Here is a 3,383-nt window from a genome sequence, read left to right as displayed (position 1 = left end):
TCGGATCGCGAGCAGCAGGCCCTGCTTGTTGTGGAAGTGCCAATGCACCGCGCCGCGCGTGATCCCGGCCGCGGCGGCGATCTCCTCGAGCGACACGGTCTCGTAGTCGCGCTCCAGGAACAGCCGCTCCGCGGCCTCAAGGATGAGTCGGCGCGTCTCCGCGGCCTGCTCCTTCGTCCGTCGCATGATCGATTTCTCCTGCCCCGCACCCTTTACGAACAAACAGCCCGTACGTATATGAGCTGGGCACATACATACGCATTGTATATTAACTGGGCAAGGGCATGGCGGCATCCGCCTTCCCGACCCCGGCAGTGCTCCACCGCTCAAGGAAGAACGACGTGCCCCAGCAACCTTCCCCACCTCCGGTGCGGCGCCCGATGCCGTACTACCGCTTCCTGCGCCGGGCAGCCGGCCTCGGCCTCGCCGCGGCCCTTGCCTCCGGCCTCGTGGCCGGACCGCTCGCCGCCCAGCCCGCCTCAGGCCCGCCCGCGGTGGGCGTCGTCGAGGCTGCGCGCCGCCCCGTCACCGAGAGCTTCGAGTTCATGGGCCGCGTGCAGGCGGTCGACCGCGTCGGGCTGGTGGCGCGCGTCAATGCATTCCTGGACGAGCAGCTCTTCCGGGAGGGCGCCGAGGTGAGAAAGGGCGACCTGCTCTACCGGCTCGAACGGGAGCCCTACGAGGCGGAGGTCGCGGTCAGGCAGGCCGCCATTGCCCAGGCCGAGGCCCAGCTCGCCAATGCGCGCAGCGATCTCGCCCGCGCGCAGGAACTCCGTGAGAGGGGCGCCGGCACCCAGGCGGCCCTCGACAATGCCCTCGCGCAGGAGCGGACCGCCGCCGCGCAACTGCAAGCCGCCACGGCGCAGGTCCGCCAGGCCGAGATCAATCTCGGCTACACCGAGATCCGTGCTCCGATCGACGGCCGCATCGGCCGCAGCGCCGTCACGACCGGCAACGTCGTCGGGCCGGGCTCCGGCGTCCTCGCGACCATCGTGAGCCAGGACCCGATCCACGTCACCTTCCCGGTTTCCATGCGGACTGCCGAGGACCTGCGCACCCGCTATGCCAAGGACGGCTTCGACGCGGTCGGCATCAGGCTGCGCTTCTCGGACGGGCGCCTCTACGGGCACGCCGGAAAGCTCGACTTCGTCGACATCACGGTCGGGCGGGACACCGACACGATCACCCTGCGCGGCACGATCCCGAACCCGATCCTGCCGGGCAGCGAGAAGGGTGACACGAGCCCGCGCGAGCTCATCGACGGCCAGTTCGTCACCGTGGTGCTCGAGGGAGCCGAGCCCGTGCAGCAGGTGACCATCCCGCGGGAGGCGGTCCTGTCCGATCAGCGCGGCGACTTCGTCTACGTGGTCGGCGCCGACAACCGGGCGGAGCGTCGCACCGTGCGGCTCGGCCAGTCCACTCCGGCCGTGGCGGTGGTCGCCGACGGCCTGAAGGAGGGCGAGCGCGTGGTGCTCGAGGGCGTGCAGCGCGTCCAGGCGGGCCTGCCGGTCGCGCCCGCTCCCGCCGATGTCAGCCATCTCGCCCTCGACGGCTCGACGGCCGACAGGAGCTGATTCCATGATCTCATCGACCTTCATCAACCGCCCGCGGCTCGCGATCGTCATCGCCCTCGTGACGGTCATCGCCGGCACGCTCGCGCTGATGCGCATCCCCGTCGCGCAGCTCCCGGACATCGTGCCCCCGCAGGTCATGGTCTCCGCGGTCTATCCCGGCGCCTCCGCCGAAGTCGTGGAATCCACGGTGGCGCAGCCGATCGAGTCCAAGGTGCTCGGCGTCGACCAGATGCTCTACATGAAGAGCACCGCCGGCAACGACGGCAGCTACATGCTGAACGTCAGCTTCGCGCTCGGCAGCGACCCCGACATCAACACCGTCAACGTCAACAACCGCGTCCAGACGGCGCTCTCCCAGCTTCCCGAGGAGGTGCAGCGCCAGGGACTGACGGTCCAGAAGCGGTCCTCCTCGATCCTGCAATTCGTCGTGATGACCAGCGAGTCCCCCGAGCACGACCCGCTGTTCCTCACGAACCTCGCGACGATCAACGTCATCGACGAGCTGTCGCGCACGCCGGGCGTCGGGCAGGCGATGCTGTTCGGGCGGCTCAACTACTCGATGCGGATCTGGCTCGACACCGAGCGGCTGGTCGGCCTGAACCTGGCCGCCTCCGATGTCATTCGGGCGATCCAGGCGCAGAACGTGCAGGCGCCGGTCGGCCGCATCGGCGCAGAGCCGGTCCCGGACGACCAGCGGCTCCAGATGAACGTGCAGACCCAGGGCCGTCTCTCGACGCCCGAGGAGTTCGGCGCGATCGTGCTGCGCGCCAACCCGGACGGCTCCACGCTGCGCGTGCGCGACGTCGCCCGCGTCGAGATCGGGGCCGAGAACTCGGACACCTTCGGGCGCCTGAACGGCAAGGACTCGGTCGGTATCGGGATCTTCCTGTCGCCGGGCGCCAACGCCGTGACCGCCGCCGAAGCGGTCGGGGTGACGCTCGACAAGGTCCAGGAGCGCCTGCCCGAGGGCGTCTCTCTGCGGGCGGTCTACGACTCGACCACCTTCGTGAACGAGACGATCGAGGTCGTGATCAAGACCCTGGTCGAGGCCTTCGTGATCGTCGGCCTCGTGGTGTTCCTGTTCCTCGGCAACTGGCGCGCCACGCTTATCCCGCTCCTCGCGGTGCCGGTCAGCGTCATCGGCACCTTCGCGGTGCTGCTGATGATGGGCTACTCCGCCAACACGGTGTCACTCCTCGCCATGGTGCTCGCGATCGGCATCGTCGTCGACGACGCGATCATCGTGGTCGAGAACGTCGAGCGCGTCATGGAGGAGGAGCCGGATCTGTCACCCGCCGAGGCCACCAAGAAGGCCATGGCGCAGATCACCGCGCCGGTCATCGCCATCACGCTCGTCCTCCTGTCGGTGTTCGTGCCGATCGCCTTCATCCCCGGGATCTCGGGCGAGCTGTTCCGCCAGTTCTCGGTGACGATCAGCGCCGCCATGGTGATCTCGGCCATCAATGCACTTACCCTCTCGCCGGCGCTCTGTGGCGTCCTGCTGCGGCACACGGGAGAGAAGCGCAGGATCATGGCGTGGGTCTCGCGGCGCATCGACAATGTCCGGGACGGCTATGCCGCGATCGTGAGGAAGACCCTGCGTCTGTCCGTCCTGTCGCTCGCGCTCGTCGCGGCGTTCGGGGCCGGGACCTACCTCCTCTCGCAGCGCACGCCAACGGGCTTCCTGCCCGAGGAGGACCAGGGCGCATTCTTCGTCTCGGTGCAGTTGCCGGAGGCCGCCTCCGTGGCCCGCACGGGCCGCGTGGTCGAGCAGGTCGAGGGGATCCTCAAGGGCATGCCGCAGGTCCA

General features: G+C 69.0%; 3 protein-coding genes. 2 read left to right on the top strand and 1 reads right to left on the bottom strand.

All coding sequences use genetic code 11. The annotated features are described in order from the left end of the window. Positions 1 to 186: TetR family transcriptional regulator (locus tag BN1233_RS48355; protein ID WP_046864018.1), on the bottom strand; the 186-nt coding region annotated here is incomplete at its 3' end. A gap of 155 nt (positions 187 to 341) precedes the next feature. Between BN1233_RS48355 and BN1233_RS12930 the strand changes: the two genes are divergently transcribed. After that, positions 342 to 1,574 carry an efflux RND transporter periplasmic adaptor subunit gene (locus BN1233_RS12930; RefSeq protein ID WP_244470894.1) on the top strand — a complete coding sequence of 411 codons (1,233 nt, stop codon included), beginning with the start codon at positions 342 to 344 and terminating at the stop codon, positions 1,572 to 1,574. 4 nt (positions 1,575 to 1,578) lie between these two features. After that, positions 1,579 to 3,383: efflux RND transporter permease subunit (locus BN1233_RS48350; protein WP_046864017.1), on the top strand; the 1,805-nt coding region annotated here is incomplete at its 3' end.

The sequence above is a fragment of the Microvirga massiliensis genome, assembly GCF_001006805.1.
GTDB classification, from domain to species: domain Bacteria; phylum Pseudomonadota; class Alphaproteobacteria; order Rhizobiales; family Beijerinckiaceae; genus Microvirga; species Microvirga massiliensis.
This window is presented reverse-complemented; position numbering and strand designations above follow the sequence as displayed.